Genomic DNA, 25,274 nt, shown 5'->3' on the forward strand with positions numbered 1-25,274 from the left:
CAGGGACGTGTCGTCTCTTCTTCGTTGTCCATTGTCCATTGTCCATTGAAGACATGCTCCCGATGCCACGCCAGCAACGCCGGGTCCGGAAGAAACCGGCGCGGCATCCGCAACACCGCCCCGTACCGCGTTCAACCACGGTGCAGACTCGGCGCACCCAGCTTCGTAGAACCCCACCAAATCTCGTCCGCTGACGCGTTCAATGACCGAGCAACCGTGAAGCACCCAGCTTCGTAGAAGCGGAAGTCATTAGCCTGGGGTGAAGCGCAGCGAAACCCCCGGCAAACGCATCTCCACGTTTCGAATCCGCGAAGCGGATGGCAGAGTTTCCCGCCCTGCGCCTGAGCGCCCAGCCCGACACAATACCCGCCAAGTCAGGGGCGTTTCGTCTGTTCTTCGTTGTCCATCGTCAATTGAAAACGTTTTCCCGATGCCACGCCAGCAGCCCTGGATCCGGCAAGAACCGCCGCGGCATCCGCAACGCCGCCCCCTCCACCTCCAACACCGCGCGCGCCTGTTCCAACCCCAACTTCCGCACCCGCGACGACACCGCCACGCGATACGATTCATCCACCGCGATCAGCCCACGGTCAAAGGCTTTGTCGTGCAGCACATTCAGACAAAGCCCATTCCGAGGATTCGTCCGATTCCCCGCATCCGCCGCCCACGGCACAATGTGACTCCCCACCAATAATTCCGGCACCGCCAACCCCGTGATGCAACACGCCCCGTCATACGACGACAACACCGTCCGCCGAAAAAAGCCCTGATTCACCCGCTGCCGCACCACCGCCTCCCGCGTCTTGCCCTCGGGAAGAACAATGTCCTCCCCGTCGACCGCCGCCTCTTCCCGCACCACCTCCTCAAGGGACTTCTCCTTCAACGCCGCCATCCGCCGCTCGCTCTCGAAAACCATCCCATCCCAGTCCGCAAAGAACTCCGCCCACACCGCCCGGTCGAGCTTACCCACATTCGACGCGCCCTTGCGATCCAGATTCTCATCGATGGACGCAAAATTCGCCAGCTTATAACTCACCGACCCCGGCGTCCGCCCCAGCAACGTCGCCAGCGCAATGATCTCCGGATTGCGGATATGAATCCGCCCAAAGGGCGTCTTGCAATAGAGATTGATTGCGACGAGAAGTTCGTCGCGAGTCCATTTGGAACCATCCTTATCGGGCATACCAGATTCCCACATGACTTTAACTACGAGATCTACGCTATGCTCACGCCATCTCCATCATCCGCTCATTCACCGCCTCCGTGTCCCAAATCACCGCCCCCGCCTTCTTAAACCGTTCTATCAGTTCCTCCGCAGTCACCTCCACTGTCGGCGCATCTTCCGTCGGCTCCGCCGATACGAGTTCGTGCCAGATGTGGTCGCAATCGCGGTAGGGAAACTCTTGGAGGTCGTCGAGGCCCACTTCGGAAGGCATGAAGTGATTGCGCTCGTAGAGATGGGGCCGCAGTTGGTCGAGGGTGAATTTCCCTGCGAGCACGACTTCGTTGTACTGCTTGTAGTTGTGCCCGTCTCGATACAGGTACTCGAATCGTGTGTTCATCTGCCTGCCCTCCAATGGGGTTTCCAACATGCCTCGGGGGGATTATGCCGCAGGGGGGATCGCCGGGTCCAGGGGCCGCCCCGCGGGCGGAATGGTGAAATCAGTAACCACCGGTAGAACCGGTGGTATGAGGAAGGGCCCTAAGAGGGGCCGCGGTGGATTGAATGTAAAGTCACGTTGGGTTTTAGTCCCGCAGGGACGGCATATCGTAGCCCAGGCGCGAGCGAAGCGAGTCCTGGGATAGGGAACGAGGATTGACTAATCCCGCAAGGGGTGACATAGGAGAGACTGCAAACGCGATCCAGACTTTCCTATGCCGCCCCGCTGGGGCTGATTACGTTTTCTTATCCTACCCAGGACTCGCTTCGCTCGCGCCTGGGCTACGATATGCCGCTCCTTCGGAGCTAATACGAGGGAAGGATATATTGTCAAAGGCGGTTAGCCTCCCGCATTATCGTCACAAAGATTGACGGCGGAACGGCAGAGCCTAATGAATTCTCACCGGCAGAGCCGGTGGATTAGCTTGGATTTAGTAGCCATCCTAACATGGCGCAGAGCATCGGGCGATAGAATATGGCGGCAAGTACGGCAACGGCCTATGTGGATACGGCCACCAAGGATCTTGGACATTCTTGTCCGAGGCAAAACCCAACCGGTTGTTCGAGCGGCCTGTTGGCATGTGCGTGATCCGCGCACACCAGAAACATTACTTTGGGAATCCAGACTGAACCACACATTCAACGATATTTTCCGAGCCGGAGAACGCTCTGCCTCGGACATGAATGTCCAAGATCCTCAAAGGTGCAATCTCTGGTGTAACTTGCATTACCAGTTCTTCGGAAAATCCACGAAATACCCCGTGATCCTTTTGGACTCTTCGCGGATTTCGTAGTCCACCAGCAGGCGGCGATTCGGCCCAACGCTTACGGATGAAAGATAGCTTCCATCGGGGATGGTGGAACCCTCGGGGCCATAGCGATAGCAGAGTAGTTGATCTTCCACGTCCCACGTGGTGAAGGTCGGATCTGAGGTGGTTGCCGCGGCCACGGATTCCATGCGGCGGTTTGGATAGATCACTGTCACTTTTCCGTGCTGCAGGGTTATCTCCGCCGGGCTGGGATAGCGGGCACTTACCAGATTGGTCCGCCGCGCGGGCGACCAGGTCTGGCCGAGATCCAGGCTCTCGCTGACCCAGAAATAGCCGTCGCCGCTCTTGTCGCTGCTTCGAATAATCCCGATGAGCCGCCTTGGCGAAACTTCCAGCACGTCCCACTCGTCGCCCACGAATTGATCAGTATTTTCGATAGCGGTGGTTTTCCACGTCTTCCCGCCATCCGTTGATCGGGCCGCCAGACTTTGGTCGCCGGGGGCGCGGTAGTAGGGCAGGAGCAGGGAGCCGTCCGACAACTCCACGACGGCGGCTCGGGTGCGCGTTTCGTCGAGACCGATGGGCGCGGGAGCGGACCAGCTTTCGCCACCGTTCGAAGAGAAGGAACCCATGGTCTGGGATTTCAGATCGCGGGTATAGGTGTTGTACACCATGAATAGCCGCCCATCTTTCAATTGCTCGATGGCCACATTCCGATCATCGATCTCCGGCGCATCGATCACCGTACGGGCCTCGGTCCAGCTTCTCCCGTGATCGCGACTTATGGAAAGCATGATTTTCCCGGAGGGAGCGAAGCCGTGTTCCGTGCCTTCGCGAAAGGCGCAGTACAGCGTTCCATCCGATCCGGTGCAGATCCAGGGCCAGCCGGGATAGGCGCCTTCATGAATCACCACGTCGGGTGCGGACTTGATAGTGCTCATTGCGGGTTCGGCGCCTGCAGAAGGGAATATGAGGCCGCTACAGGTTAGCGAGATAGCCGGCAGCGCAGCGCGCACGATCAGGCCTGAGAATGTTCGCATGGTGTATTTCCTCTTGTGACCGGGGTTGCACGCAATCAGTTCGGACGTTCTTCGTGAACCAGCCAGCCCTCATCGAAGGCGACATGCTTGATGGTGTAACGGCGATAGGTGTAGCTGACGTGGATCATCCCATCATCCGTCTGGATGATGCTGGGATAAGAAAACTCGCCCCAGTCGGCCTCCAGCGTGCGCTGTTCTTCCCACGTCTTGCCGTCGTCCGTGGATTGGATAATGCTCAGCGGATAGCGATCGGACTGATCCGTGTCGTTAAAGATCAAGACAACGCGGCCACTCTTCAGTTTCGTCATGGCGATGCCGGAGCCGGGGTTCTTCAAGTTCGTTGGCGTGGCCTCGCTCCACGTCTGGCCTCCGTCGGACGAAGTGGCCATGGGAATACGGGGATCCCGGCGCAAGAGGGCGAGGAGTGAGCCGTCGTCGCGCTGAATGACGGTGGGCTGGCTGCCACCGTTCACGAAGCCACCCGGGGTCCAGGTTTTTCCATCAGAGCCGAGGAACAACAGATAAGAGCCCCGGCCTTCGTTCGTTTCTCCGCTGAGGGGGAGGGCGAATCGCCCGTCTTTCAAGGTCAGCGGCACGTTGCGCGGCAGCGATCCGAAGAGTCCAGGGATCTCCGCGTCTTCGCTCCAGGTGCGACCGTTGTCCGCCGAGGTGCGATAGAAGAGGCGGCATTCGCCCCAGCCCGTGCCCCGGCGCATGGGACGGCTCTTTTCCATGCGGCCCCAGACGATGCCGACTTTATGGTCCGGCGTGCGGAATATGACCGCATTGCCGGGAGGTTGTTCGGGGTTCCACAACATGCGCTCCGGCGTCTCCCAGACGCGCTGTCCCTTCGGCATACGCGCGAGATAGAGGGCCTGATCCTCCGCGGATTCGTAGCTCCCGCCATACCACAGACAGAGCAGGTCGCCATTGGGCGCTTCCGCCAACGTGGAGCAATGCTGCACCGGCACGCCGGGGAGTTCGTCAAACACGAAGCTGGAATAGAAACGCATGGAACCGTAAGGATTGTCGATTTCCTTCTTCTCGCCCGGAATACGCAACGGCGTGCCGGGAATCGGTGTTTCCGTCACCGTTACCGGCTTGTCGGCCATCAGAGCCTGAATCGCAAGATCCAGATTGGCCGCGCCATCGGTGCCGCGCAGACCGCCGTGATAGAGCAGCTTCCCCGCATCATCCAGCAGGAAGAATTCCGGCGTGCGTTCCGCGCCGAACTGCTTTGCGACGGCGCCTTCCGGATCGCGGTACACAGGAAATATCACACCCCGGTTCTGCGTGAAGGTCTTGATTTCTTCTGGTGTTTCTTCAGCCTTGGACACCACGCCGACAAAGAGCACTTCATCGGTTCGATAGCGTTCGTGGGTTTCGTTGATTTCAGCGATCTGCGATTCGGTCACGGGGCACCGCGTGGATAAGAACACCACCACGGTGCCTAGCCGGTCGCCGTAGTTGTCCATCGTGCGCGGGATGCCTTCAAGATTCACGAGGGACACCGGCCCGGCGGCCGACCCGAGATCCAGCGCCCCCACGGGCAGTCCCGTGAACAACAGCAACAAAACGATCCAGATAACACCACGTAGTCCCGACATAATCGCGCTCCTTGTTGGTTTGCGGCGATTATAGCACCGGGCTCGGGCGGTATCACTTCAACAATTCGAACGAAACGCGAAACTTGGGAGCGCTGGCATCCCTGCCGGCACGTGCGCCGAAGGCGCGCGAGATGTGAATCGGCCTCTTTCCTTCGGGCGGGAACTGGGCGCGTGTTCGGGTTGCGTCCCGCGGATCTGCCGGCAGGGATGCCGGCGCTCCCAGCTTGTGGATGACTTTTGTTGTCGGGGCCGAGAATTCAAATTTAGGAATCTTCTGTTCGGAGCCTCGCGCTGCTGAAGGGCCAGTCCGCTTGTGCGTGAACCAATCCGGCGGCAACCGGGTTATCTTCTATGTAGAAGAGGGTACGCTGGTAGTGCACGACCCCGCGCATGTAGCGGTCAAATACTTCCCGCTGCCAGAACGTGCCACCGCGGCCCAGTATTCGGTTCGCTTGTAGCGCGGTATAGGACTTCCAGGAGTGCGTTACGCTATCGAGCGAGTGGCCTTCGATTGTTTCAATAAGTGTGTGTACATGGTTGGGCATGACGCACCACGCGTTGAGATGATAGCGCTGTCCGTCAAAATAGTGCAGTGCGTCCACGATCATCTGGGCGATGGCGGGATTGCGCAGCCAGCAGGCTCCATGCCCCTTGTCGAGATAACGCTCGATCTTGCGCATTCGTTCCAGCTCGTCAAACTCTTTTCGACGCAGCGCCTCGTCGTAGGCGTCGAGAACTTCTCTCGGCATGGAGTCATGCAGTCGGAATGTGATGAATTGAACCCGGCCCGGCTCGTCGCAGTGAGGAAGGTAGCCCCGAGAATACCAGCCGCGCATAGAATGTAGTCTCCGAGTGTTGATTCGCTATAGAGGTAAGGCTTTTATACGATTAAGCTATCAGTATATAGCTTTGTTTTCAAGTGGTTGGTTGAAAGTCCCGGCGCTAAGGCGATGTTCGAGGCTCATCAAAAGAGATTCGCAAGCTGGGAGCGCCGGCATCCCTGCCGGCACGTGCGCCGAAGGCGCGCGAGATGTGAATCCGGCCTCTTTCCTTCGGGCGGGAACTGGGCGCGTGTTCGGGTCTGTTTCCACATATCTGCCGGCAGGGATGCCGGCGCTCCCAACTTGCGCTTTCCTTTTTGTGGTTCGGGTGGCGATCGTCAACGCGGAGACGCAGAAGGCCCCTCCGCCGACTTGGCGGAGGGGCGAGTAACTTTGTCCACCTGCTCTACTATTTATTTCACTTCCAGCGTCACCGGTGCCGCGCTGGCCTCCAGTTCGGTGTTGTAGTAGGCGTAGACCCGGGAGGCCGGGGTCTGGGCCTTGAGCGGGAATTTCGCACGGAGGCCGTAGCTGAAGTCGACGGTGGCGTTGGCCTGGATCGCGTCGAAGTAGAGGATGATCTGGCGTCCGGCCACGTCGTAGCGGGTGATCGTCTTCGCCTCTACGAGTTTATCGAGATCGGCGCGCTCGACCTGGAAGCCCGGGGGCACGCCGAGATCGACGATGGTCATTTCGGTCTGGGCCGGCATGTTGTTCTTCACGGTCACCTTCGCGGTGACGAGATCGTTCACGGCCAGCGCGGTCTTGTCGTAGTCCACGCTGATGCTGAAGGGCTCCTGCTTTGCCTGTTTCTGTGTCCAGGGGGTGTAGTGGCGCCCCACGACCTGGTAGAGCAGGCTGCCCTCGCCACTGAACTCGATGCGGACTTTATTGGCACCCGCCCGGGTCTGTTCGCCCGCATCAACAAGGCGCATGACGTCGGCGTCTTCGTTGGTGACCTTGAACTCGCTCACCACGGCGTCGTTCACGAGCACGCGTATGCTGGCGTTCACGTCTTTGGTCTGGTGTTGCAGCGAGAGGGTCAGCACTTTCAACGCGAGGATGGTGGACTGGGTGGAGCCCCAGTGGCCGCTGGCTTCTTTTTTCTGGATGATCCAGGTCAGGCCCTCGGTGGTGGTGTCGGCGTATTTCCCGGCTTTCATGAAGGCGATGAGAGCGAGGGCCGTTGCTTCCACGTCGGCCGCATCGCCGTGGGTGAAGGTGACCGTGGCGCTGCCCTTCCAGTGCGTGGTCTTGTCCTCGGTCACTTTCATGCCGTGGAGTTTCTCCAGCACCGCGCCGGCATCGGCGTCGTTCTTGTTCCACGACACCAGGGCATTCGCGACGAGGGCGAGGGTATAGGCGTCCTCCGCCTTGCGCCAGTTGGCCTTGATGTATTGCATGGCGCGATCCACCTTGTCGTCGCGCTGGCCGTTGGTCAAGAGCGCGTCGGCGATGTAGGCCGTGACCAGGAGATCGCCGCTCTGGATGTTGCCCCAGGATTCTGCGTGGAGATAGTTCGCATCGGGCGACCAGTGTCCGTCGGACTCCTGCTGGCTGGTGAGCCACGCGTGGGTGCGCTCCATCACGTTCGGGTCCACTTCATGCACTTTGGCCATGTCGTAGAACTCTTTCAGGCCCCAGGCCGTGAGTACTTTGTTCGCAGGCGGATCGCCAAACCAGGAGAAACCGCCGCCGGGCACTTCATAGGTCAAGAGGCGCTGATAGCCCGCATTGATGAAGCCCTCGGCCTTCAGTTGCAGCTCGGGGTTAATCTGGCCCGTCTCGGTCATGTACTGCACGATGAGGATGTTGGGATAGGTCGTGGAGCTGGTCTGCTCGAAGCAGCCCGAGGGCATCTGGAGCATGCTGTCGAGGCCGTCCACGATCTGGCTGAAGACGCCGGGATACACGCGCACGAGGATCTTCTGCGCGCCCGCCACGCTGCCTTCGGGGATGGTGATGGTGTGGTCCACGGTGGCCGAGAGGCGATCGCTGATGCTCTCCTCCATTTTCTCACCATCGGGCGCCACTTCCACCTCGCGGCGGATGGCATCCTGCATGGTCTTGCCGTGGGCGAAGACCGTGAGTTTGTGCATACCCAGTTGCTTCACCTGGATAGGGAAATACATGGAGCGCACTTCGCCGGGAGCCATGTTTACGGTGACTTCCGACTCACCCTCCAGGGTGAACCAGTCGGCCGCCTCAAAAACCAGGCGCACGTCCTGGGCTTCTTCAAGGTAGTTGTAGAGCACCACGGGGATGGAAACGCGGTCGTTCTGCGTCAGGAATACGGGCAGGTCGAGGTCCACGAAGAATTCCTGAAATACGCGCAGTGGCGTCTCCGTGCTGCCCAGCGCGCCCGTCGCGCTGGAGGCCATGGTGGTCATGCGCCAGGTGGTGATGCTGTCCGCCAGGCCCACGGCCATGGTGGCGCGACCCTGACCGTCGGTGATGAGCGCGGGCTCGAAGAGGAGCGTCTCGGGGAAATACTCGCGAATGCGGATGGGCGCGGCACCCGAACTCTCTTTGTCCGATTCGAGTGCTTCGACCCGTGGCGATTCTGCGGCAACGGCGGCCATCTCCGGCACGGGCGCGGCCATGGGCATGGCCACATCGGCCACGGCATTCTTGAAGCGCCGTACGGCGCCGCCAAATCCGCCGCCGCCACGACCGCCGAATCCGCCACCACCGCCAAACCCACCGACCATGGCGCCCAACTTCGCCTGCACCCAGGGCAGGTCCTGCGTGATGTCGTCGCTCGTGTTTTCGAGGCCGTCCATGCCTTTTGAGCGCATCTGGAACCAGCCACCGGTATTTTGAAGCTGGGAGAAATCAAAGACGTAGCGGTTGCCCCAGGGATCTTCCAGCTCGCGGGGCGCCAGGTATTTCTGGCGCAAGAGCGTATCTTCCACATCCGCGGGTGCCTTCCAGTCGTGCTTTTCAAGATAGCGGCGCACGGCGTCCTGCACGCGCTTCATGTCCGCCGCGAAGCGCTCGGCCAGGGCGCTCTCCGTGGCGCTGCGTTTCGCGGTGAAGCTGTTCTGGTGGATGGGCGGGGCCGGGGGCGCTTCCGCCGAGGCGAGAAGCACCTTTGCCGCTTCCTGCTGCTGGTCGTCCCAGATCATGGGCACAGGGCGGGGCAGGGGAATCGGCTGGCCGGGATCCTTGATGATGTCGTCGAAGTGGAAGCCATGAATCTCGTAGCGCGGCTTCATGATCTCCTGCTCCAGGGTGAAGAAGATCTTCTCCAGGCCGGGGTGGAGTTCCTGGAGCGCGAAGACGCTTTCATCCACGATAGCAATGCCCAGTGCGGCGGCGGCGGGATTGCCCTGCATGTCGGTCACGGCGAAATTCAGCGTGGCCTCTTCGCCGGGCCGGTAGGTGTCGTGATCCATGGAAATGGCCAGGTTTAACTGATCCGCGGGATTGATGTAGAGCAGGCGCGTGTCGCGGATGAGATCCGTGGTGGGTGAAAACATGTATGCGTGGAGCACGACGCTGCCCATGAGTCCCGGATCGAGATCCAGATCCAGTGTGGCTTTGCCGTTCTCGATTTTGCCACTGCGCGTCATCACGGTCTGCCCTTCACGCACGAGGTCGAAGTAGACGTTGCCCCGCTGCTTCGTGGCAATGACTTCCGCGTGGAGCGTGTCGCCCGCCTGGTAGAGGGTCTTGTCTGTGCGCACGAGGAGGGCGTTGGCGCCAACTTCGGTTTCGAGCGTGGCCTGGGCGCTTCCGCGCTGGCCCGATTTCTCCTGAACGTCGAGCGTTAGCGATACTGGGCCGGTCTGGGGCGTGAAGCGCAGCGTCGCCACGCCCAGGGCATCGGTGGTCGCGCGCAGTTCACCCTGTGCCTGGGGGCTCGTTGCGGTCACGTTGGCGCCTTCCAGCGGTGTGCCGTCGGGCCGGGCCACCAGTACATACACGGCGTTTTCCACGCCCGGCGCCAGGTTGCCGCCTTCGGCAATGGCGTGGATCTGCATGGCCGAACCCGCCACGGGCTTCATCACGGTCTTCTGCTCCGCGTGATCCGCCGTGTCGGTCACTTCCACCTCCAGCCGCACCGAAGCCTGGCCCTGCTCCAGCTCCGTGCCCACGAAGTGCGCGGGCAGGGGCAGGGTAAAGGACCAGTGGCCGTCCTCGTCCAGCGTGCCGTCCAGCTCCGCGAAGGTCTCGAAGTTCACGGCGAAGGTGGAGGCCGTGATCTTCACCGCACCCCCCGCCACGGGCTTGCCGAAGAAGTAATCCGACTGTATTTCGCCCTTGAGCGTCTCGCCGGGTTGATAGAATTCCCGATCCGTCGTGGCTTCAATTTCAAACTTGGGCAATACATAGCGATCCACCTGCACCTGCTTCTCGCTCTGGTCCTCGCCCAGGATCGCACGGACGATGTAGCCGCCGAGATTGACCTCGGTGGCCAGTTGAAAGCGCGCGGAGGCGATGCCGAAGGCGTCGGTCTTCGGAGACTCCTTGAAGACCTTGTTGCCCTTGCCGTCCATCACCTCGAAGGTGAGGGCGCTCTCCGCGGCGGGCTTCAGCGTGCCCGCATTGAGGCACAGGGCGCGCATCTCGATGAACTGGCCCGGCTGATACTGAGGCTTGTCGGTGCTGAGGAGAATCTTGGCCTTGCGCTGCACGTTGACCGGCTGCTCCAGGCGATCCTCGCCGTAGCCCGCCGCCGTCATCGTGATTTCAATCTGGCCTTTGCCCGCGTCTTCCGGTTTTACCGTGAAGGCGGCGTCGAGGCCGCCATCGGCGTTGGTGGTGCCGCTGAAAAGGGGAATGCGTTTCGCATCGCGCACGAGGGTGAGGGTGGCCTCCGCACCGGGGACCGGCTCACCCGTGGCATGGTTCAGCGCCACGAGCTGGAGCCCGGCGGTACTGCCCGCGATGAGGTCGGGAAAGCCGACCAACCGCGTTTCCAGTTGGGCGATGGTGTCGATGAAGAGGAAGCCGCCCTCCTCGCGATGGTCGCCGGAGCCGAAGGTGTAGTTCACGAGGCTGTCGGCCTGCTGGCCATCCTGCAGGCGTCCGATGAAGGGCAGCACGACCTCGTTTGCGCCCGGCTTCAGGGTGAGCCGTCTGGAGGCCTCCAGGCGCTGCTGGCCGTTCATCCCCACGATGGCCACGCGGAAAAGCTCGTTGGCGGGCGTCTTTTTGGGATTGTTGATGCTCGCGTGGACCGCCAGGCCGCCAATTTCGGAGCGGATCTGGAAGTTTTCCCGATCAACCCACGCGGGGGCGTTTTTTTCCTGGGCGTAGGCGGGCGTGAAGGGGCTCGGGTCGGTATCGCCGGGTATCAGCCAGGCGCCAAGGGCCAAGGTGGCCGCGATCAGGCCAAAATGATGCAGTTTCATGGGATGTTGCCTCCCGGGTTGGGGTTTTGGGTCGCTCGATACCACTTTGGACACCGGAAGAACGCCGGGGTTCGGAGAAAATCAGACGGATCAGACGGATCAGACCGATCAGATCAGTCGGATCGGTCTGATCCGTCTGATTGGCCCCTGGTTCCCTTGCGCAGCCGCGCCACTGATCGGTATAACTTAGCCCCAACCAACAAGGAGAGCACACACCATGGGTATTGTCATCGGCCTCGACGTGGGCACCAGCGGCACCAAAGCCATCGCCATGAACCAAAAGGGCGAACTCCTCGCCTCGGCCCTGGTGGAGTATCCCCTGCACGCGCCAAAGCCCAACTGGGCCGAGCAGGACCCTGCGGACTGGAACCGGGCGGCCTTTGCGGCCCTGGCGGAGCTGGCGGGCAAGGTGGACGCGAAGGAGGTCAAGGGCATCGGCCTCACGGGGCAGATGCACGGCAGCGTGTTCCTGGATAAAGACAACAACGTGATCCGTCCCGCGCTCCTCTGGTGCGACCAGCGGACCGCCGCCCAGTGCGACGCCATCACGTCGAAAGTGGGCGAGGCGCGTCTTATCGAGATGGTGTCCAACCCCGCGCTCACGGGCTTCACCGCGCCGAAGATCCTCTGGCTGCGGGACAACGAGCCGGAAAACTACGAGCGAGTGAAGAAGGTGCTCCTGCCCAAGGACTACATCCGCCTGCTGCTCACGGGCGAATTTGCCACGGATGTGGCCGACGCCTCGGGCACGCTCCTCTTCGATGTGAAGAACCGCAAGTGGCACACGGAACTCATGGGCATCCTGGGCATCGACACGGATTTCGTGCCCCGCGCCTATGAAGGCCCCGAGGTGACCGGCACGCTGACGGCCGAGGCCGCCGCGAAGACGGGCCTGCCCGCGGGCATCCCCGTGGTGGCGGGTGGCGGCGATCAGGCCGCCAACGGCGTAGGCTGCGGCATCGTGCGCAAGGGCATAATCTCCTCGTCCCTTGGCACGAGCGGCGTGGTCTTCGCCTTTGCCGACGACGTGAGCACGGACCCCCTCGGGCGCGTCCACACCTTCTGCCACAGCGTGCCCGGCAAATGGCACGTGATGGGCGTCATGCTCAGCGCCGGTGGCTCCCTGCGCTGGTACCGCGATACCCTGTGCCAGGCGGAAATCGCCCAGGGCAAGGAAAGTGGCAAAGACCCCTACGAATACATCACGGCCGCCGCCGCCGAAATCCCCATCGGCTCCGAGGGCCTGGTTTTCCTGCCCTACCTCACTGGCGAACGCACGCCCCACAAAGACCCGGATGCGAAGGGCGCTTTCATTGGCCTTTCTCTGCGCCACACGAAGGCCCACATGAGCCGGGCCGTCCTGGAGGGCGTGGCCTATGGCATGCGCGACAGCCTGGAGATCATGCGCGGCATGGGCGTGGCCGTGGCCGAAGTGCGCACCTCCGGCGGCGGCGCGCGCAGCAAGGTCTGGCGCCAGATGATGGCCGACACCGGCAGCGCGCCCATGGTCACCATCAACGTGGACGAAGGCCCGGCCTACGGCGCGGCGATCCTCGCCAGCGTGGCCGCGGGCATGTATGGCACGGTGGAAGAAGGCTGTGACGCGATCATCAAAGAGATCAGCCGCCTGGAGCCCAATGCCGCCGCGGTGAAGGCCTATGATCCGTGGTTCGACGAGTACCAGGCGCTCTACGGCGCGCTGGCGCCAAGGTTCAAGGCGCTGGCGGGGTTGTTGGGGTAGAGTTATCGTCTAACAGCGCGATCAGGATACAATCATCTAGCCGGTTGACTCCGGCTGTTGATTCATGGCTTGTTGTACCCAGCGCGTCTTGGACGGTCTTCCATTCGCCCCAGAAAGGGTCTGAAGTGAGTAATTTAAAACTGAATACTCTCGACATAAAGAACTACCGTTCTCTGGAGAACGTTCACGTCGAAAAGCTCGGCAGACTTAACCTGATAACGGGTCGAAACAATGTTGGGAAGTCCTCGCTTCTAGAAGCAGTTCGCCTTTGGGCTTCACGCACAGATGCAAACGCACTCCTGGACATTATAGAAGCACGGGATGAGTCGCTATTGCCAGACAATGAAATAAAACCTGAACGGGACGAACGCCAGGGCGATAACTCGCTATTGGGATGCCTATGCCTGTTTGCCGGTTATCCAACAATTGATTTAGTAAGAGATCGCATTGAAATTGTTGGTAACGGTGCGACCTTGTCAATCTCAATAATAGAGAAGGAGATGGAGCAGGAAAACCTTCCGGGACTTCAACAGCAACTGGACAGTCTGTTTACGAGAACTAAAGTCCTTGAACTTAGCTTCGATTCTCCCCAGAAATCGGTCTATTTGTCTCTTCCAGCGTATTACTCAAGATATCGTAGACAAAGATTTCGAGAACCGCGATTCCGGGAGAAGCAGGTAAACATACCGTGCGTCTCTCTGGGCTCCAGTACCCTCGATAGCATAGAGTCCTTCAGTACGGCCAGTCTTTGGGACAACATCGCACTAACAGATAAAGAAGAATTTGTACTTAGAGGGCTCAAACTAATAGAGCCTCGCATTGATCGAATTAACTTTATTCAAGGTGGGCGACTAGGGCGTTTTCCAGTTATTCGAGTATCTGGAATTGATCGGCCAATCCCCTTGCATGGGCTTGGCGATGGCGTGACGCGCATATTTGAAATCATGCTTGCATTAGTCAACGCGGAGAATGGCTTCCTGCTCATTGATGAATTCGAGAATGGACTACATTATTCCGTACAAGCGATGGCTTGGGAAACTGTGTTGGAACTTGCGACTATCCTGAATATTCAGGTGTTCGCCACTTCGCATTCGAATGACTGCGTCGAAGCTTTTGAAGTAGTCTCGGAGAACGCGGCTGATGAAATGGTTCTAATTCGTCTGACCAGAGGCGATGAAGGAGTCCGAGCAGAAACGCTGAGCAGTTCCAAGCTTTCTCGCCGACTGGAACTCGGCAGGGAGGTCCGTTAGTGGCACTCGACGCGCGGCACGTCATTCTTGTAGAGGGGATGGACGATTTACATACGATTGCTGGATTCTTCAATCGACTTAAACTCACAGAGTTCCGTGCAAAGGAGAAACAAACACTTTCGCTGCGGTGGCGCGATAGCGAGGTAAACTTGGACATTGTGTCGTCGGGCGGGATCGACGAGGCCAAGGATTTTGCCAAAACCCTTGCCGACATTGAAATGCTGGACGACTGCAAGGCGCTTGCGCTGGTCGTGGATGCCGATGAGAACCCAATTGATCGCTGGCGCTCCGTGGCGGCCACGCTACGGTTAAACGGGCACGAGCCGCCGCCGATCCCTTCGCCGACCGGAACCATCCTGAATTCCGCTTCCGCCGTGATTCCCCGCATCGGCGTTTGGATCATGCCGGACAATCAGCAGGCGGGCATGCTGGAGACTTTTCTCGGCATGTGCGTCCCACAACGTGGCGAGAACCCCATCTGGCAACGGGCGCTTGCTCAGACCGACTTCGTGAAGACCGAAATTTCGGAATCTTCGCGTTTTAAGGACGTGCATTTGGACAAGGCCCGAATCCACAGCTATCTTGCGTGGAACGACCCGCCGGGAGTTCCGCTGGGGCAGGCGGTATTGAAGAAGATTCTCGATCCGAGTAGCGAGCAGGCGGCGGTATTTCTTCAGTGGATTCGGGATGTGTTTGAGTTTCGCAGTCCTTCGGGGGATGAAAGCTAACGAGCCGGATTGGGGCCATTTCTAGTGCCCAAGCTCGTCTCCCTCTTGGCATCCTCCTCCGGCGGATCTAAGACCCAAACTCGCCGGAGGCGAGATTGAGGTGGCACCCGGGGTTGATTAGCGTCGTGTCATATGACCCATTGGCCTCATAGGCCCCAGCCCCTCCCCGCTATTTCTTCCGTTGCTTCAGCAGCCACTTGATGGCTTTTTCGTCCCCATACGCCGCGTCCCAACTGTTGTGGTTGGTGTTTTTCAGTTCGTCGTATTTCACGTCGCCGCCCGCGTCTTTCACGGCCTTCACCATCTCCCGTGAGCGCTCGGGCGGGACGACATCGTCGTCCGCGCCGTGGAAGGCCCAGATGGGCACGGTGCTGAGGGCCTGGACGCGTTCTTCCATCGTGCCGAACCTGGCGGCTTCTTTCTCGTCCATCTTGCCGAGGACGTCCGCCGGATTGCCGCCGCCGCAGATGGGCATGAGGGCGGCAAAGGTGTCGGTTTTCGATGCGCCCCAGATCCACGTGGCATAGCCGCCGAGGGAAAGTCCGGTCAGGGTGATGGCCTTCGGGTCCACGTTGTACTCCGCCCGCACCTGGTCCATGGCCGCTTCGATGGCGGGTACGGCTTTGTCCCAGAAGGCGCCGTCGGGGCACTGGGGCATCAGCACGAGGGCGGGGAAGCGGTCCCGGTGGAGGCGGATGGCGTGGCCGATGCCCTCATCGGTCTGCTTGAGATTGTCATCGCCCCGCTCGCCGGATCCGTGGAGAAAGACGATAAGGGGCCAGGTTTTTTCCGGATCGTAGTCTTCGGGCACGTAGAGGGCGTAGCGCGCGGCCTTGCCGTCCAGCGGCGCGGCCTTATCGAGGAAGCCCGTGGCTTTTTCGCGGGTGGAGGCGGCAAAGGCCTCGTGGCGGGGCTCTGCGTTGCACCCCGCCAGAAGCGCCGTGCCGGCGCATACCACTGTGACCCATGCCGCGCGTACCATGAAAAAAATCCTTTCGTAACAAGACGTACTGGTACTACTTTACCGGGAAACAGGCGAAATGTCACGAAAGGGGGCGCCGTTTCGACGTTGCACCTCCCCCGGGGTTATGGTAGAGTGGCCGACGGTTTATTGCCTGAATTGCTGGGTATTCCGGCTGGCGGGGGACCCCGGCCCGTTCCCAGGCCCGCCCGTCCCGCCGCGGCCGATTGGAAACTCGCGAAGCGGTCCGGGGGTCTACTGTCCGCTGGTTTGCATGGCCGTGCCACGGCCCAGGGCCGCCCTGTCGGGATGCAAGCCGAACGTGTAACGAGGAGAATATCGAATGCGTAAACGTACCTGTGGATGCCTGGCGCTGCTGCTGGCGGTCGCGCCCCTGGCCGGAGCCGAAGGCCTCGCCAATGCCAAAATCACCCTGAAGACCGGCGACACAAAGCTCGCCAATTCGCCCGTGGCCATTGCCTATGACGGCGCCGCTCCGGAAGGCCGCATCGTGGTGGAAGAGGCCAAGACGGCGAAGAAGTTCCCGGCCACCCTGCGCGACGGGGAGTTTGTCTTCATTCCCGAAGGCGCCATGCCCGGCACGGAGCACACCTACACCGTTCTGGTGGAACCCGCCACGGACTCCATCTCGCCCAAGGTCCGGCTGGAGCAGCAGGCCGACAAGCCCATCGTGGATGTCTTCATCGACGACGTGCACTTCACGAGCTACCACTATTCCAACGACAACAAGAAGCCCTTCCTCTGGCCTGTAAATTCGGAGGGTCAGGTCGGCGTAACCCGCGACTTCCCCATGGCCCCGCTTGAAGGCGAGCGCGGCAAGGACCACCCCCACCACAAATCCATGTGGGCCGCCTATGGCGAGGTCAGTCTGGTCGATCCCAATGCGGCCCCCGGCGCCGAGCCGGCCACCTGGGATTGCTGGGCGGAAGGTGAAAACTCCGGCTTCCAGCACAGCGGCGAAGTCACCTTTGGCTCGGGCGATGCCTACGGCTGGGTGAAGGCGAAGAACGTGTGGCAGGACAAGGACCACAAGCCCCTGCTGACCGAAGAGCGCGAATACCGCTTCTACGCCACGCCCGAGAGCGGCCGCCTCATCGACACCCTCGTCACCTTCACGGCGGACTACGGCACCGTGCTCTTCAGCGACACCAAGGAAGGCGGCATGGTCGCCATTCGCATGCGTCCGGAGCTCTCCTATGAGGCCGGCGTCATCACCAATGCCCAGGGCGACGTGGGCGAAGAGACCCTCTGGGGCAAACCCTCCCCGTGGTGCGACTATTCCGGCCAGATGGACGGCATCGGCTGGCGCGGTCTGGCCGTCTTCGACAACCCTTCCAACCTGCGCTACCCCACGAGCTGGCACGTGCGCAGCTACGGCCTCATGGGCGCCAACCCCTTCGGCTATTCCTATTTCAAGGAGAAGGAATACAACAAGGGCCTGCTCCCCACGGAAAATGGCGACACCATCATCAAGAACAAGGAGAAACTCTCCTTCAAGCACCGCGTCTACGTGCACAGTGGCGACGTGAAGAAAGCCGAAGTGGCCGAGCGCTTCGCCAACTACGCCACGCCGCCCGAAGTAAAGTGGGCCAAGTAAGCCCCACCGAAAACCGATCATATGCCAAGCCCTCCTTCGATGAAGGAGGGCTTTGTTTTGGGGACAGCGTCGCCCGGTGAACCGCACGGGGCTACCCCCTGGACCCCGCAAGCGGGCCCGTCGATTTAATGCCGGGAGACGATATGGGCAACAAAATTCAGAAACTATAAGGAGGCTGTCTTTCCCGCGCATGCGGGAATCCAGAAATTTCGCGAAATTAACCTTGCTCGGCCTCTGGATTCCCACTTTCGTGGGAATGACAGAAGTCCGGAAATATGATTAAGAAGTCGGATTTGAGTATAAATCGACAGGCCCAAGCGGGGGGAACCTAACATTTCAGAGCGGTACTCTTGTCCCCCCGCTTGCAGGGGGGTAGGGGGGGTAAATTCTCGGACACGGTGCATGTCCGCTGAAGCGCCACAAGGGACTGCTCCGCCCGCCGCCCTCACACGTTGTGCGACAAACCCCTGATCCACGCCCGGACACGTCGGCTCCGGGCCCGGCCCTCGGGATCAATAAAGCTCATGGCAAAGCAGGCCAGCCAGAAACCCAGATTCAGCAGCCCGTTCTGAAACCACCACACCGCCACAGCAAGCGCCGCGAATACAACCAAGCGGTACTTGAAGGGGAGTCGATACACCGCCGGATCACTCGCCAACAGCACGATGATAAGCCGATAGAGCACCATCAGTGGTCCAAATACATAGGGCAATTGATCGATTCCACCATCAATCGCAAAGGCCCCGAGAATGACAAAGGCCGGATAGCCGATCAGCTTCGCAATATCCCGTTTCAAAAGTCGTCGCTCCGCGATTGGCCGAATACGTCGGCTCCGGGTCTGGCCCACGCGAATAACCCCATGGTATGAGCAGCCATCATCCAGCCTATGTACAACGGCCAAATCTGTATCCACCACGCGGCTACGGCAAGAATTGCGAGGACAATTAGGCGGCCAATGAAAGGAAGTTGATACGCCGCCGGATCGCTCGCCAATAGCATGATAACCAACGGATACATCAGCATCAGAGGAACGAAAAGCCAAGGGAATTGCTTGGTTGCCCCATCTACCACCACGGCCCCCAGGATGACAAAGGCCAGATAGCCGATCAGCTTCGCAATATCCCGTCTCACAGGTCGTCGCTCCGCGATTGGCCGAACACGCGGTTATAGGCCCGTTCTTCCCGGTCTTTCCACCAGGGATCTCTCTGCCGTGCCACCAAGAGACAGGTCGTGACAGCCACAAACGGCAACCAGACCAGAAACAATCCGATGACTCGTAGTTCCAACACGTACAACAAAATCATAATCAGCCCCGGCACACCCATGCTCATCCGCAGGTGCGTGTGTGGTACACGAAGGATCGCGGGGTCGAAAGCAATCACGAACGTCCCAATGAAGTATGCCGCGAGCGCACAGAAAAAGATGAGAGGCGCATAGTGCAGGGACTGGTCCACCACCACGGCCCCTGGAAAGATAAAGGCCGGATAGCCAATGATTTTCGCGATGTCCTTCGTCATAAGTCAGGCTCCTGCGGCGCAGGGAAGCCCCAGCGCTCAAGAGTCCGCACCAGGATCAGCCGCTGGGTTGAGTGTACGCCGAGGTCGCTTGGATTACAACACCATGCGTGGTCACGTGGCGATAATTGACAAATATTGCCATCGCTGATAGGATTGTCGTACGGCAAATAAAATTGGAGTTCATGGTTATGGCCAGCAGCCTGAATCTATCTTTGACAGACGAATTGCGACGTTTTGTCGATTCCCGCACAGGTGACGGGGGTCTTTATTCGACGCCCAGCGAGTACGTTCGTGATCTAATCCGGCGCGACATGCAGGATTGGAAAATCGCGGCGGACATTGCTCAGGGCATCCGGGAAGTGTCGGAAGGGCGATTTGCGAACGAGTCCATTCTCGATATTCTGAACGAGGATTAGACTCGGGTGGCCCGGAAAGAGTGCGGCTATGTCCTTTCGCCCACGGCACGAAATCACCTCCGGGAGGCGAAGCGGTGGTCGTTGGAGCGATGGGGAAGGAAACTTACCGAGGCCTACTTCTCGGATTTGGACGCGTCGGCCCGAAAAATTGCCGCCAACTACACCAGCCTGCCTTCGCGAATCGACCTGACCGGCGACGCCATTCTTCACGCCTACCCCGCGCGAGAGCACTTTCTGATTTATGTTCCGCTTGAGACGGGGCAAATTGCCATCGTCGCCGTGATTCGACAAGGGCGTGATCTGCCCAGAGTACTTGCCCAGTATCGTTTCACGATAAGGAAAGAATTGGAGGCCCTCCACAAGTCCAAGGGTCAACGCTCAGAGTAATCCTTGGGCACCGTATGGCGAGCGCGTATTCCAACGGAATGCAGCCACCGATTCCGCCATCAGTCGCCAGGGCCCCAAAAATAAAGGCGGCCGGATAGCCGATCAGCTTCACAATATCCCGCTCTAGAGGTCGTTGCTCCGCGATTGACCGAACACGCGGGTGCGCACCCGTCCCCGGACACTTGCCCAGAAGCGCCGAAGGCGTGCCCGCTCCGCCGTATAGTTCGGACCCGTCAACCAGATGGCTGCAATAACCATGAACTGTAGTGGCCAACGCTGAAGCCAACAGGATATTGCCACGGCAATCCCGCTAACCAGCGCGCGGTAGAAGAAGTGAGGGCAATCCATCAGGGGATCGCGCGCCATCAGAATAACAATGACGGGGTAAATCACGATCAAGGGAAGAAACAGAATCGGCGCATGGAGAATCGACCAATCAAGCGCCAGACCGCCTAGCAATACGAAGAGCGGGAATTCGATCATTTTTTCCCAGTAGAGATTCATAGTTCACCCACCTGCGGCGAAAGGAAGCCCCAGCGCTCAAGAGTCCGCACCAGGATCTGCCGCTGGAATAAGTGTTTCCCGATGTTGTCTCGTTTGCAATACGGATGCGCAACAGGTGGCGACGCTTGACGGAAATCGTCATTGCAAACAGGATCTTGGACATTCATGTCCGAGGCAGAACCCACTTGATTGTTCGGGCGGCCCGTTGGCGTGTGCGCGATCTCCGCATACCGGAGATGTTACGTTGGGAATCCAGACTAAACCACACATTCAACGACATTTTCCAAGCCGGAGAACGCTTTGCCTCGGACATGAATGTCCAAGATCCTGTTTGCGATGGTCCCTTCGATTCACCCATGCCCGCGCGTGCGCAGCAGCTTGTACTCGATGCTGTCCACCAGCGCGCGGTAGCTCGCGGAGATGATGTTTTCCGACACGCCCACGGTGCTCCAGGACTGGTCGGCGTCGCTGCTCTCGATAAGCACCCGGGTCTTGGCCTGGGTGGCGAGCTGGCCGTCGAGGATGCGGACTTTGTAGTCGTCCAGATGGACGTCGCCCAGCTCGGGGTAGATGGGCTCCAGGCTCTTGCGGAGGGCCATGTTGAGGGCGTCCACGGGGCCGTCGCCCTCGGCCACGGTGTGCATAATCTGGCCGTCGGGCAGCTCGATCTTGATGGTGGCCTCGGAAAGGGTGCGGTCGCCGTTGGCGCTGTAGTTGATGTGGGTGTGGAAGGCGTGGGTAGTAAAGAAGTGGCGGTAGGCGCCGGTCGCCTTGCGCATGATGAGTTCGAGGGAGGCATCGGCCCCTTCGAATTCGTAGCCCTGGCTTTCGAGCACCTTGACCTGCTCCAGAATGTTTTTCGTGGCGGGATCGTCCCGCTCCAGGGTGATGCCGAACTCCACGGACTTCTGCATGAGGCTGGAGCGGCCGGACATCTCGCTGACGGCGATGTGGGTGCGGTTGCCGATGAGCTCGGGGTCGATGTGCTCGTAGCTCGCTTTTTTCTTGCGCACGGCGTCGGCGTGCATGCCACCCTTGTGGGTGAAGGCGTCGCGCCCGGTGAAGGGGGCGTGGTCGCGGGGGGTCATGTTGGCCAGTTCGGCCACCAGGTGGGCCGTGTGGGTGAGCTGGCGAAGCTGCTCGGGCGTGATGACGTCGTAGCCCATTTTGAGCTGCAGATTCGGGATGACGGAGCAGAGGTCCACGTTCCCGGTGCGCTCCCCATACCCGTTGATGGTGCCCTGGACGTGGACGGCCCCTTCGCGGACGGCCGCGAGGGTATTGGCCACGGCGCAGCCGGAGTCGTTGTGGGTGTGGATGCCGATCTGGGCGTCTTTCAGGCGCGCGCGCACGGCCCGGGTGGCTTCGGCGATGTCATGGGGCAGGCGCCCGCCGTTGGTTTCACAAAGAATGAGCACCTCGGCCCCCGCGCCCCAGGCGCGCTCCAGCACACTGAGGGCGTACTCGGAATCCTCGAAGTAGCCGTCGAAGAAATGCTCGCCGTCCAGGAAGACCCGGCGGCCCTGGGCCTTCAGATAGGCCACGGACTCTTCCACGATCTTCAGGTTCTCGTCCAGGCTGACCCGAAGCACCTCTTCGGCGTGGGAGGGGGAAGACTTGGCGAAAATGGTGACAATCTCGGTCTGGGCGCTCAGGAGGGCCTTGATGTTGGCGTCGTCCTCCACGGCGGACTTGGGGTTCCGCGTGCTGCCGAAGGCCGCCATTTTGGCATGTTTCAGGTCCAGATCGCGGGCCCGCTCGAAAAGCTCCACCGCTTTGGGGTTCGAGCCGGGCTGGCCGCCCTCAATATACAGAATGCCCAACGCGTCCAGCGCCCGGACAACCTGCAACTGGTCGTCCGAGGAAAACTTAACCCCCGGCCCCTGGGCGCCATCGCGCAGGGTGGTGTCATACATTTCGATGCGTTGGGACACGATGAACTCTCCTGATACATACTTCGGGTGGACCCGTGATCATACGCTAAAGGGGGGATAAATGGGAAATGGGGGGGAGTCAGGCTTGAGGCTTGAGGCTTGAGGCTACAGGCTACAGGCTTCAGGTTTCAGCCTACAGCCTACAGCCTACAGGCTACAGGCTACAGCCTACAGCCTATAGCCTACAGCCTACAGCCTACAGCCTACAGCCTACAGCCTACAGCCTACAGCCTACAGCCTACAGCCTACAGCCTACAGCCTACAGTTGACTGCGCCCCCGTGGCTGGGCTAGGCTCTTCCATGGTGCATGGCGTCTTGCCTGTCCGTGTCATCGCGATGCGTGTGAATGGCGTTGCCCGTGCAGTCCGGCCCGTTTGCGGGTCCAATTTCTCTCACCCTGGCACCCGCGGCAAGCGGGCGGAGCGTTTACATGATCAAGCGTACAACCCTCACCCTCGGCCTCGTTTCTCTGCTGGCGGGCTGCAATTCCCTGGGCGGCGTGCCCGAGTTCAAAGCGGGGGGTATCGTGCCCGCCCAGTTGCACCCCGGCGATACGGCCCTCATCACAATTGAGGTCAAGGACAAGAACGCCATCGTCCACGCCATTACGGGCGTGATCAAGGAAGTACCTTCCATCCAGCTTAAGCTCCACGACGACGGCCTGGAGGGCGATGTGGCCGCGGCCGATGGTATCTGGTCCCTTGCGGTGCTGGTGCCGGACGAGTCTCCGGAGGGGCAGTTCAACGTGACTTTCACGGCCTACCGGAAGGACGGCGTTCCCGTTCCGATCCGGGGCGAGGGCGGCGCCATCCATCCGCTGGCCCTGGAACTTCCGATGATTATTTCACCGAAAGCCTAGCAGGTCCACCGTGAGATCGCTGATTCTAGCGGGATTCTTCCTCTGTGCCGCTGTGGCGGGGGCGGCTCCCAATATCGTTCTGTTCTCCGTGGATACCCTCCGGGCGGATCGTCTCGGGGCCTATGGCTACCCGCTGCCGACCAGCCCCCATCTTGACGCTTTCGCGGCCGAGGCCCGGGTCTTTGAGGATGCCGTCTGCGAGATTCCCCTCACCAATCCCTCCTTCGGCGCCATGCTCAGTGGTCGCTTCCCTCGCATGAATGGGACCACGCGCAACGGTCTGCCCATGCCGGCGGAGGTGCCTCTTGTGACGGAGCAGTTCAAGGCGGCGGGCTATCACACCTTCTGCGTGCAGAGTAACTGGACACTGAAGGACAAACTGAGCGGTCTGGGCCGGGGTTTCGACATCTACGACGACGCCTTCACGAAGAAGCGCTGGGGTTTCCTCAAGGCCGAGCGGGATGGTGATGACGTGACGCGTCTGGCGCTGGAGTACCTCCAGAAGCGCCCGGCCGACAAGCCTTTTTTTGCCTGGATTCATTATTCCGACCCCCACGCGCCCTATAAGATGCATAAGGGCCTGAACCCTGCCGGGAAGCGCGCCATCATGCAGGGGCGCAAGGAAAAGGTCCGGGTACGCTATGATTCGGAGGTCGCCTTTACCGACCGGGAGATCAGCCGGGTGCTGGCGGCCCTGCCCGCAGATACCATCGTGCTCTTTGTGGCCGATCACGGGGAAAGTCTCTTTGAGCACGACTACCTGGGCCACGGGCGGCGGATATACCACGACAACCTCCATATCCCCCTTATGGTGCGCGGCGCCGACATTGAGCCTGGCCGGAGCGCGGCCCCCGTGCGCGGTATCGACGTGGGGCCCACGCTTCTGGGTCTCGCGGGCCTGCCGAAGGTGGAGGGCATGCTGGGGCTGGATCTTCTTCGCGACGCGGCGCCCCAGGACCGTCACCGGGTCGTGGAGACGTATGGCGGCGCGGTGCTCAATTTGCCCGGTGTGAAGGACGCCATGGCCGAGTCGGGCCCGTCCCACCGGAGCGTGATCCACCAAGGCTGGAAGCTCATACTGGACGGAGACAAGCCCGAACTGTATTACCTGCCGGACGATCCCGGCGAATTGACGGATCGCGCGGCAACGGAACCGGCGAAAGTGGAGGAATTGAACGCGTTCATCCAGGCCTGGGAAAGCGCCGCACCCGCCACCGGACAGGCCACGGAGAACCTCGACGCGGACGACCGAAAGGCCCTGGAGGCCCTGGGGTATCTGGAGTAGGGTTGGGGACACAGCGCTTGCCTCCTACTTGCGGGCGGTGGCGTATCGCTGCTCGGGATTTATCTTGTTGCAGCGAGATCGTAAGCGCGCGTGCCCGTCTCAGAGGATGGGCGGCACACGTCGCCCCGCTAAGCCAATCGTTGGAGAAATTCCGTTGGGCTCAATGTGGGGACGGGCGAGTTACGGAAATCGAGACTGTTGCGCGTGACAATAGCATCGCATTGGCACTCAGATGCGGAATAGGCCACCACTGCATCCTCAAAGTCTTTGAATTCTGCCACTGCCGCCTGTTTGAGCACAACGATATTGCATGGGGCGATTTCAAACGCGCCCAGCAGCCAGCTTACAGCGTTCGCCGCAGTGGTTTGGTCGGTATGCTTTCGCAAAACATAGGAAATCGTCGGAACGGCGTGTGCCGGGAAATAGCCGGTCACACTACCCTCAATCGCGGCATTAAGAGCGAGCGCGGACGCTTCGTAAAATAGCTCTCGACGCTGGAAGACATCGAGTACTATATTGGCGTCATATAACACTTTCACGCGTGCTTGGCCCGCATGGCTTCGTAATACTCGGATTGGATGTCTATGTCTTGCGGGATAATGCCTGTGAAGCGAACGATATCTGGGTGTAAGGAACCTGCGGACGCTGCTGAAATCAGTTGAACGAACACTGCTGCCCCTTCTGGCAGATCCACCGCGTCTTCCAGGACAATGCACCCCTTTTCAATGTGGCCTTTGTATACCATGAGTTTGCTCCTTTTTCGTGTCATTTTATCACGAACTTGCTCAAACAGGGGCAATGAATGCAAAGAGCACA

General features: G+C 60.2%; 22 protein-coding genes. 8 read left to right on the forward strand and 14 right to left on the reverse strand.

Annotated features, from left to right (window positions below):
• Positions 1–409 precede the first annotated feature (409 nt).
• The 6 genes from JNK74_04790 to JNK74_04815 all read right to left on the reverse strand — a co-directional run bounded on the left by JNK74_04790 (position 410) and on the right by JNK74_04815 (position 11,258).
• Positions 410–1,183, reverse strand: a complete 774-nt coding sequence (locus tag JNK74_04790) for an HNH endonuclease (protein ID MBL7645490.1) — start codon at positions 1,181–1,183, stop codon at positions 410–412.
• 43 nt (positions 1,184–1,226) lie between these two features.
• Positions 1,227–1,562 carry a hypothetical protein gene (locus JNK74_04795; protein MBL7645491.1) on the reverse strand — a complete coding sequence of 112 codons (336 nt, stop codon included), beginning with the start codon at positions 1,560–1,562 and terminating at the stop codon, positions 1,227–1,229.
• An 825-nt stretch (positions 1,563–2,387) separates the two neighbouring features.
• Positions 2,388–3,371, reverse strand: a complete 984-nt coding sequence (locus tag JNK74_04800) for an exo-alpha-sialidase (protein MBL7645492.1) — start codon at positions 3,369–3,371, stop codon at positions 2,388–2,390.
• A 134-nt stretch (positions 3,372–3,505) separates the two neighbouring features.
• Entirely contained in the window at positions 3,506–5,077 is a 1,572-nt protein-coding gene (locus tag JNK74_04805) for an exo-alpha-sialidase (protein MBL7645493.1), read from the reverse strand.
• 263 nt (positions 5,078–5,340) lie between these two features.
• A complete protein-coding gene (locus JNK74_04810; GenBank protein MBL7645494.1) occupies positions 5,341–5,913 on the reverse strand; it encodes a transposase in 573 nt (190 codons plus the stop codon).
• A 398-nt stretch (positions 5,914–6,311) separates the two neighbouring features.
• Positions 6,312–11,258: a hypothetical protein gene (locus tag JNK74_04815; GenBank protein ID MBL7645495.1), complete on the reverse strand. Its 4,947-nt coding sequence runs from the start codon at positions 11,256–11,258 to the stop codon at positions 6,312–6,314.
• 217 nt (positions 11,259–11,475) lie between these two features.
• Between JNK74_04815 and xylB the strand changes: the two genes are divergently transcribed.
• The 3 genes from xylB to JNK74_04830 all read left to right on the forward strand — a co-directional run bounded on the left by xylB (position 11,476) and on the right by JNK74_04830 (position 14,977).
• Positions 11,476–12,999, forward strand: a complete 1,524-nt coding sequence (gene xylB / locus JNK74_04820; protein ID MBL7645496.1) for a xylulokinase — start codon at positions 11,476–11,478, stop codon at positions 12,997–12,999.
• 125 nt (positions 13,000–13,124) lie between these two features.
• The gene (locus JNK74_04825; GenBank protein MBL7645497.1) at positions 13,125–14,249 is read left to right on the forward strand and encodes an AAA family ATPase; all 1,125 of its coding nucleotides are present in this window, start codon (positions 13,125–13,127) and stop codon (positions 14,247–14,249) included.
• A complete protein-coding gene (locus tag JNK74_04830; protein ID MBL7645498.1) occupies positions 14,249–14,977 on the forward strand; it encodes a hypothetical protein in 729 nt (242 codons plus the stop codon). The genes JNK74_04825 and JNK74_04830 overlap by 1 nt, the downstream gene beginning before the upstream one ends.
• A 169-nt stretch (positions 14,978–15,146) precedes the next feature.
• Here JNK74_04830 and JNK74_04835 read toward each other — a convergent pair whose 3' ends face one another.
• Positions 15,147–15,959 carry a prolyl oligopeptidase family serine peptidase gene (locus JNK74_04835; GenBank protein ID MBL7645499.1) on the reverse strand — a complete coding sequence of 271 codons (813 nt, stop codon included), beginning with the start codon at positions 15,957–15,959 and terminating at the stop codon, positions 15,147–15,149.
• Between the two features lie 322 nt (positions 15,960–16,281).
• On the opposite strand from JNK74_04835, the gene JNK74_04840 reads away from it, so the two are divergent.
• Positions 16,282–17,556, forward strand: coding sequence for a PmoA family protein (locus JNK74_04840; GenBank protein ID MBL7645500.1), 1,275 nt, complete (start codon positions 16,282–16,284; stop codon positions 17,554–17,556).
• A gap of 445 nt (positions 17,557–18,001) precedes the next feature.
• On the opposite strand, the gene JNK74_04845 is transcribed toward JNK74_04840, so the two are convergent.
• The 3 genes from JNK74_04845 to JNK74_04855 are packed head-to-tail and all read right to left on the reverse strand — an operon-like array spanning position 18,002 to position 19,073.
• Positions 18,002–18,352, reverse strand: coding sequence for a hypothetical protein (locus JNK74_04845; protein ID MBL7645501.1), 351 nt, complete (start codon positions 18,350–18,352; stop codon positions 18,002–18,004).
• Complete coding sequence (locus tag JNK74_04850) at positions 18,349–18,687, reverse strand: hypothetical protein (protein ID MBL7645502.1); 339 nt, start codon at positions 18,685–18,687, stop codon at positions 18,349–18,351. Before JNK74_04850 ends, JNK74_04845 begins: the two co-directional genes overlap by 4 nt.
• Positions 18,684–19,073, reverse strand: a complete 390-nt coding sequence (locus tag JNK74_04855) for a hypothetical protein (protein ID MBL7645503.1) — start codon at positions 19,071–19,073, stop codon at positions 18,684–18,686. The genes JNK74_04850 and JNK74_04855 overlap by 4 nt, the downstream gene beginning before the upstream one ends.
• A 188-nt stretch (positions 19,074–19,261) precedes the next feature.
• Here JNK74_04855 and JNK74_04860 point away from each other — a divergent pair, with 188 nt between their 5' ends.
• Together JNK74_04860 and JNK74_04865 are read left to right on the forward strand one after the other, a co-directional pair.
• Positions 19,262–19,489: a hypothetical protein gene (locus tag JNK74_04860; GenBank protein ID MBL7645504.1), complete on the forward strand. Its 228-nt coding sequence runs from the start codon at positions 19,262–19,264 to the stop codon at positions 19,487–19,489.
• 6 nt (positions 19,490–19,495) lie between these two features.
• Complete coding sequence (locus JNK74_04865; GenBank protein ID MBL7645505.1) at positions 19,496–19,876, forward strand: type II toxin-antitoxin system RelE/ParE family toxin; 381 nt, start codon at positions 19,496–19,498, stop codon at positions 19,874–19,876.
• 123 nt (positions 19,877–19,999) lie between these two features.
• Here the strand turns inward: JNK74_04865 and JNK74_04870 are convergent, their stop codons facing one another.
• Positions 20,000–20,380, reverse strand: coding sequence for a hypothetical protein (locus JNK74_04870; GenBank protein MBL7645506.1), 381 nt, complete (start codon positions 20,378–20,380; stop codon positions 20,000–20,002).
• A gap of 350 nt (positions 20,381–20,730) precedes the next feature.
• The gene (locus tag JNK74_04875; protein MBL7645507.1) at positions 20,731–22,296 is read right to left on the reverse strand and encodes a citramalate synthase; all 1,566 of its coding nucleotides are present in this window, start codon (positions 22,294–22,296) and stop codon (positions 20,731–20,733) included.
• Between the two features lie 448 nt (positions 22,297–22,744).
• On the opposite strand from JNK74_04875, the gene JNK74_04880 reads away from it, so the two are divergent.
• Positions 22,745–23,173 carry a hypothetical protein gene (locus JNK74_04880; GenBank protein ID MBL7645508.1) on the forward strand — a complete coding sequence of 143 codons (429 nt, stop codon included), beginning with the start codon at positions 22,745–22,747 and terminating at the stop codon, positions 23,171–23,173.
• 10 nt (positions 23,174–23,183) lie between these two features.
• A complete protein-coding gene (locus JNK74_04885; GenBank protein ID MBL7645509.1) occupies positions 23,184–24,458 on the forward strand; it encodes a sulfatase in 1,275 nt (424 codons plus the stop codon).
• A 128-nt stretch (positions 24,459–24,586) separates the two neighbouring features.
• On the opposite strand, the gene JNK74_04890 is transcribed toward JNK74_04885, so the two are convergent.
• Both JNK74_04890 and JNK74_04895 read right to left on the reverse strand, forming a co-directional pair.
• Entirely contained in the window at positions 24,587–24,997 is a 411-nt protein-coding gene (locus tag JNK74_04890; GenBank protein MBL7645510.1) for a PIN domain-containing protein, read from the reverse strand.
• Positions 24,994–25,203: a hypothetical protein gene (locus JNK74_04895; GenBank protein MBL7645511.1), complete on the reverse strand. Its 210-nt coding sequence runs from the start codon at positions 25,201–25,203 to the stop codon at positions 24,994–24,996. Before JNK74_04895 ends, JNK74_04890 begins: the two co-directional genes overlap by 4 nt.
• Positions 25,204–25,274: the final 71 nt, after the last annotated feature.

The sequence above is a fragment of the Candidatus Hydrogenedentota bacterium genome, from assembly GCA_016791475.1.
In the GTDB taxonomy this organism is placed as follows: Bacteria; Hydrogenedentota; Hydrogenedentia; order Hydrogenedentales; family JAEUWI01; genus JAEUWI01.

Bases quoted from the DNA above. Each gene is read 5' to 3' on its own strand.
- JNK74_04790 (MBL7645490.1), bottom strand. From the start codon at position 1,183: ATGCCCGATAAGGATGGTTCCAAATGGACTCGCGACGAACTTCTCGTC.
- JNK74_04795 (MBL7645491.1), bottom strand. From the start codon at position 1,562: ATGAACACACGATTCGAGTACCTGTATCGAGACGGGCACAACTACAAG.
- JNK74_04800 (MBL7645492.1), bottom strand. From the start codon at position 3,371: ATGAGCACTATCAAGTCCGCACCCGACGTGGTGATTCATGAAGGCGCC.
- JNK74_04805 (MBL7645493.1), bottom strand. From the start codon at position 5,077: ATGTCGGGACTACGTGGTGTTATCTGGATCGTTTTGTTGCTGTTGTTC.
- JNK74_04810 (MBL7645494.1), bottom strand. From the start codon at position 5,913: ATGCGCGGCTGGTATTCTCGGGGCTACCTTCCTCACTGCGACGAGCCG.
- JNK74_04815 (MBL7645495.1), bottom strand. From the start codon at position 11,258: ATGAAACTGCATCATTTTGGCCTGATCGCGGCCACCTTGGCCCTTGGC.
- xylB (MBL7645496.1), top strand. From the start codon at position 11,476: ATGGGTATTGTCATCGGCCTCGACGTGGGCACCAGCGGCACCAAAGCC.
- JNK74_04835 (MBL7645499.1), bottom strand. From the start codon at position 15,959: ATGGTACGCGCGGCATGGGTCACAGTGGTATGCGCCGGCACGGCGCTT.
- JNK74_04840 (MBL7645500.1), top strand. From the start codon at position 16,282: ATGCGTAAACGTACCTGTGGATGCCTGGCGCTGCTGCTGGCGGTCGCG.
- JNK74_04855 (MBL7645503.1), bottom strand. From the start codon at position 19,073: ATGACGAAGGACATCGCGAAAATCATTGGCTATCCGGCCTTTATCTTT.
- JNK74_04860 (MBL7645504.1), top strand. From the start codon at position 19,262: ATGGCCAGCAGCCTGAATCTATCTTTGACAGACGAATTGCGACGTTTT.
- JNK74_04870 (MBL7645506.1), bottom strand. From the start codon at position 20,380: ATGAATCTCTACTGGGAAAAAATGATCGAATTCCCGCTCTTCGTATTG.
- JNK74_04875 (MBL7645507.1), bottom strand. From the start codon at position 22,296: ATGTATGACACCACCCTGCGCGATGGCGCCCAGGGGCCGGGGGTTAAG.
- JNK74_04880 (MBL7645508.1), top strand. From the start codon at position 22,745: ATGATCAAGCGTACAACCCTCACCCTCGGCCTCGTTTCTCTGCTGGCG.
- JNK74_04895 (MBL7645511.1), bottom strand. From the start codon at position 25,203: ATGGTATACAAAGGCCACATTGAAAAGGGGTGCATTGTCCTGGAAGAC.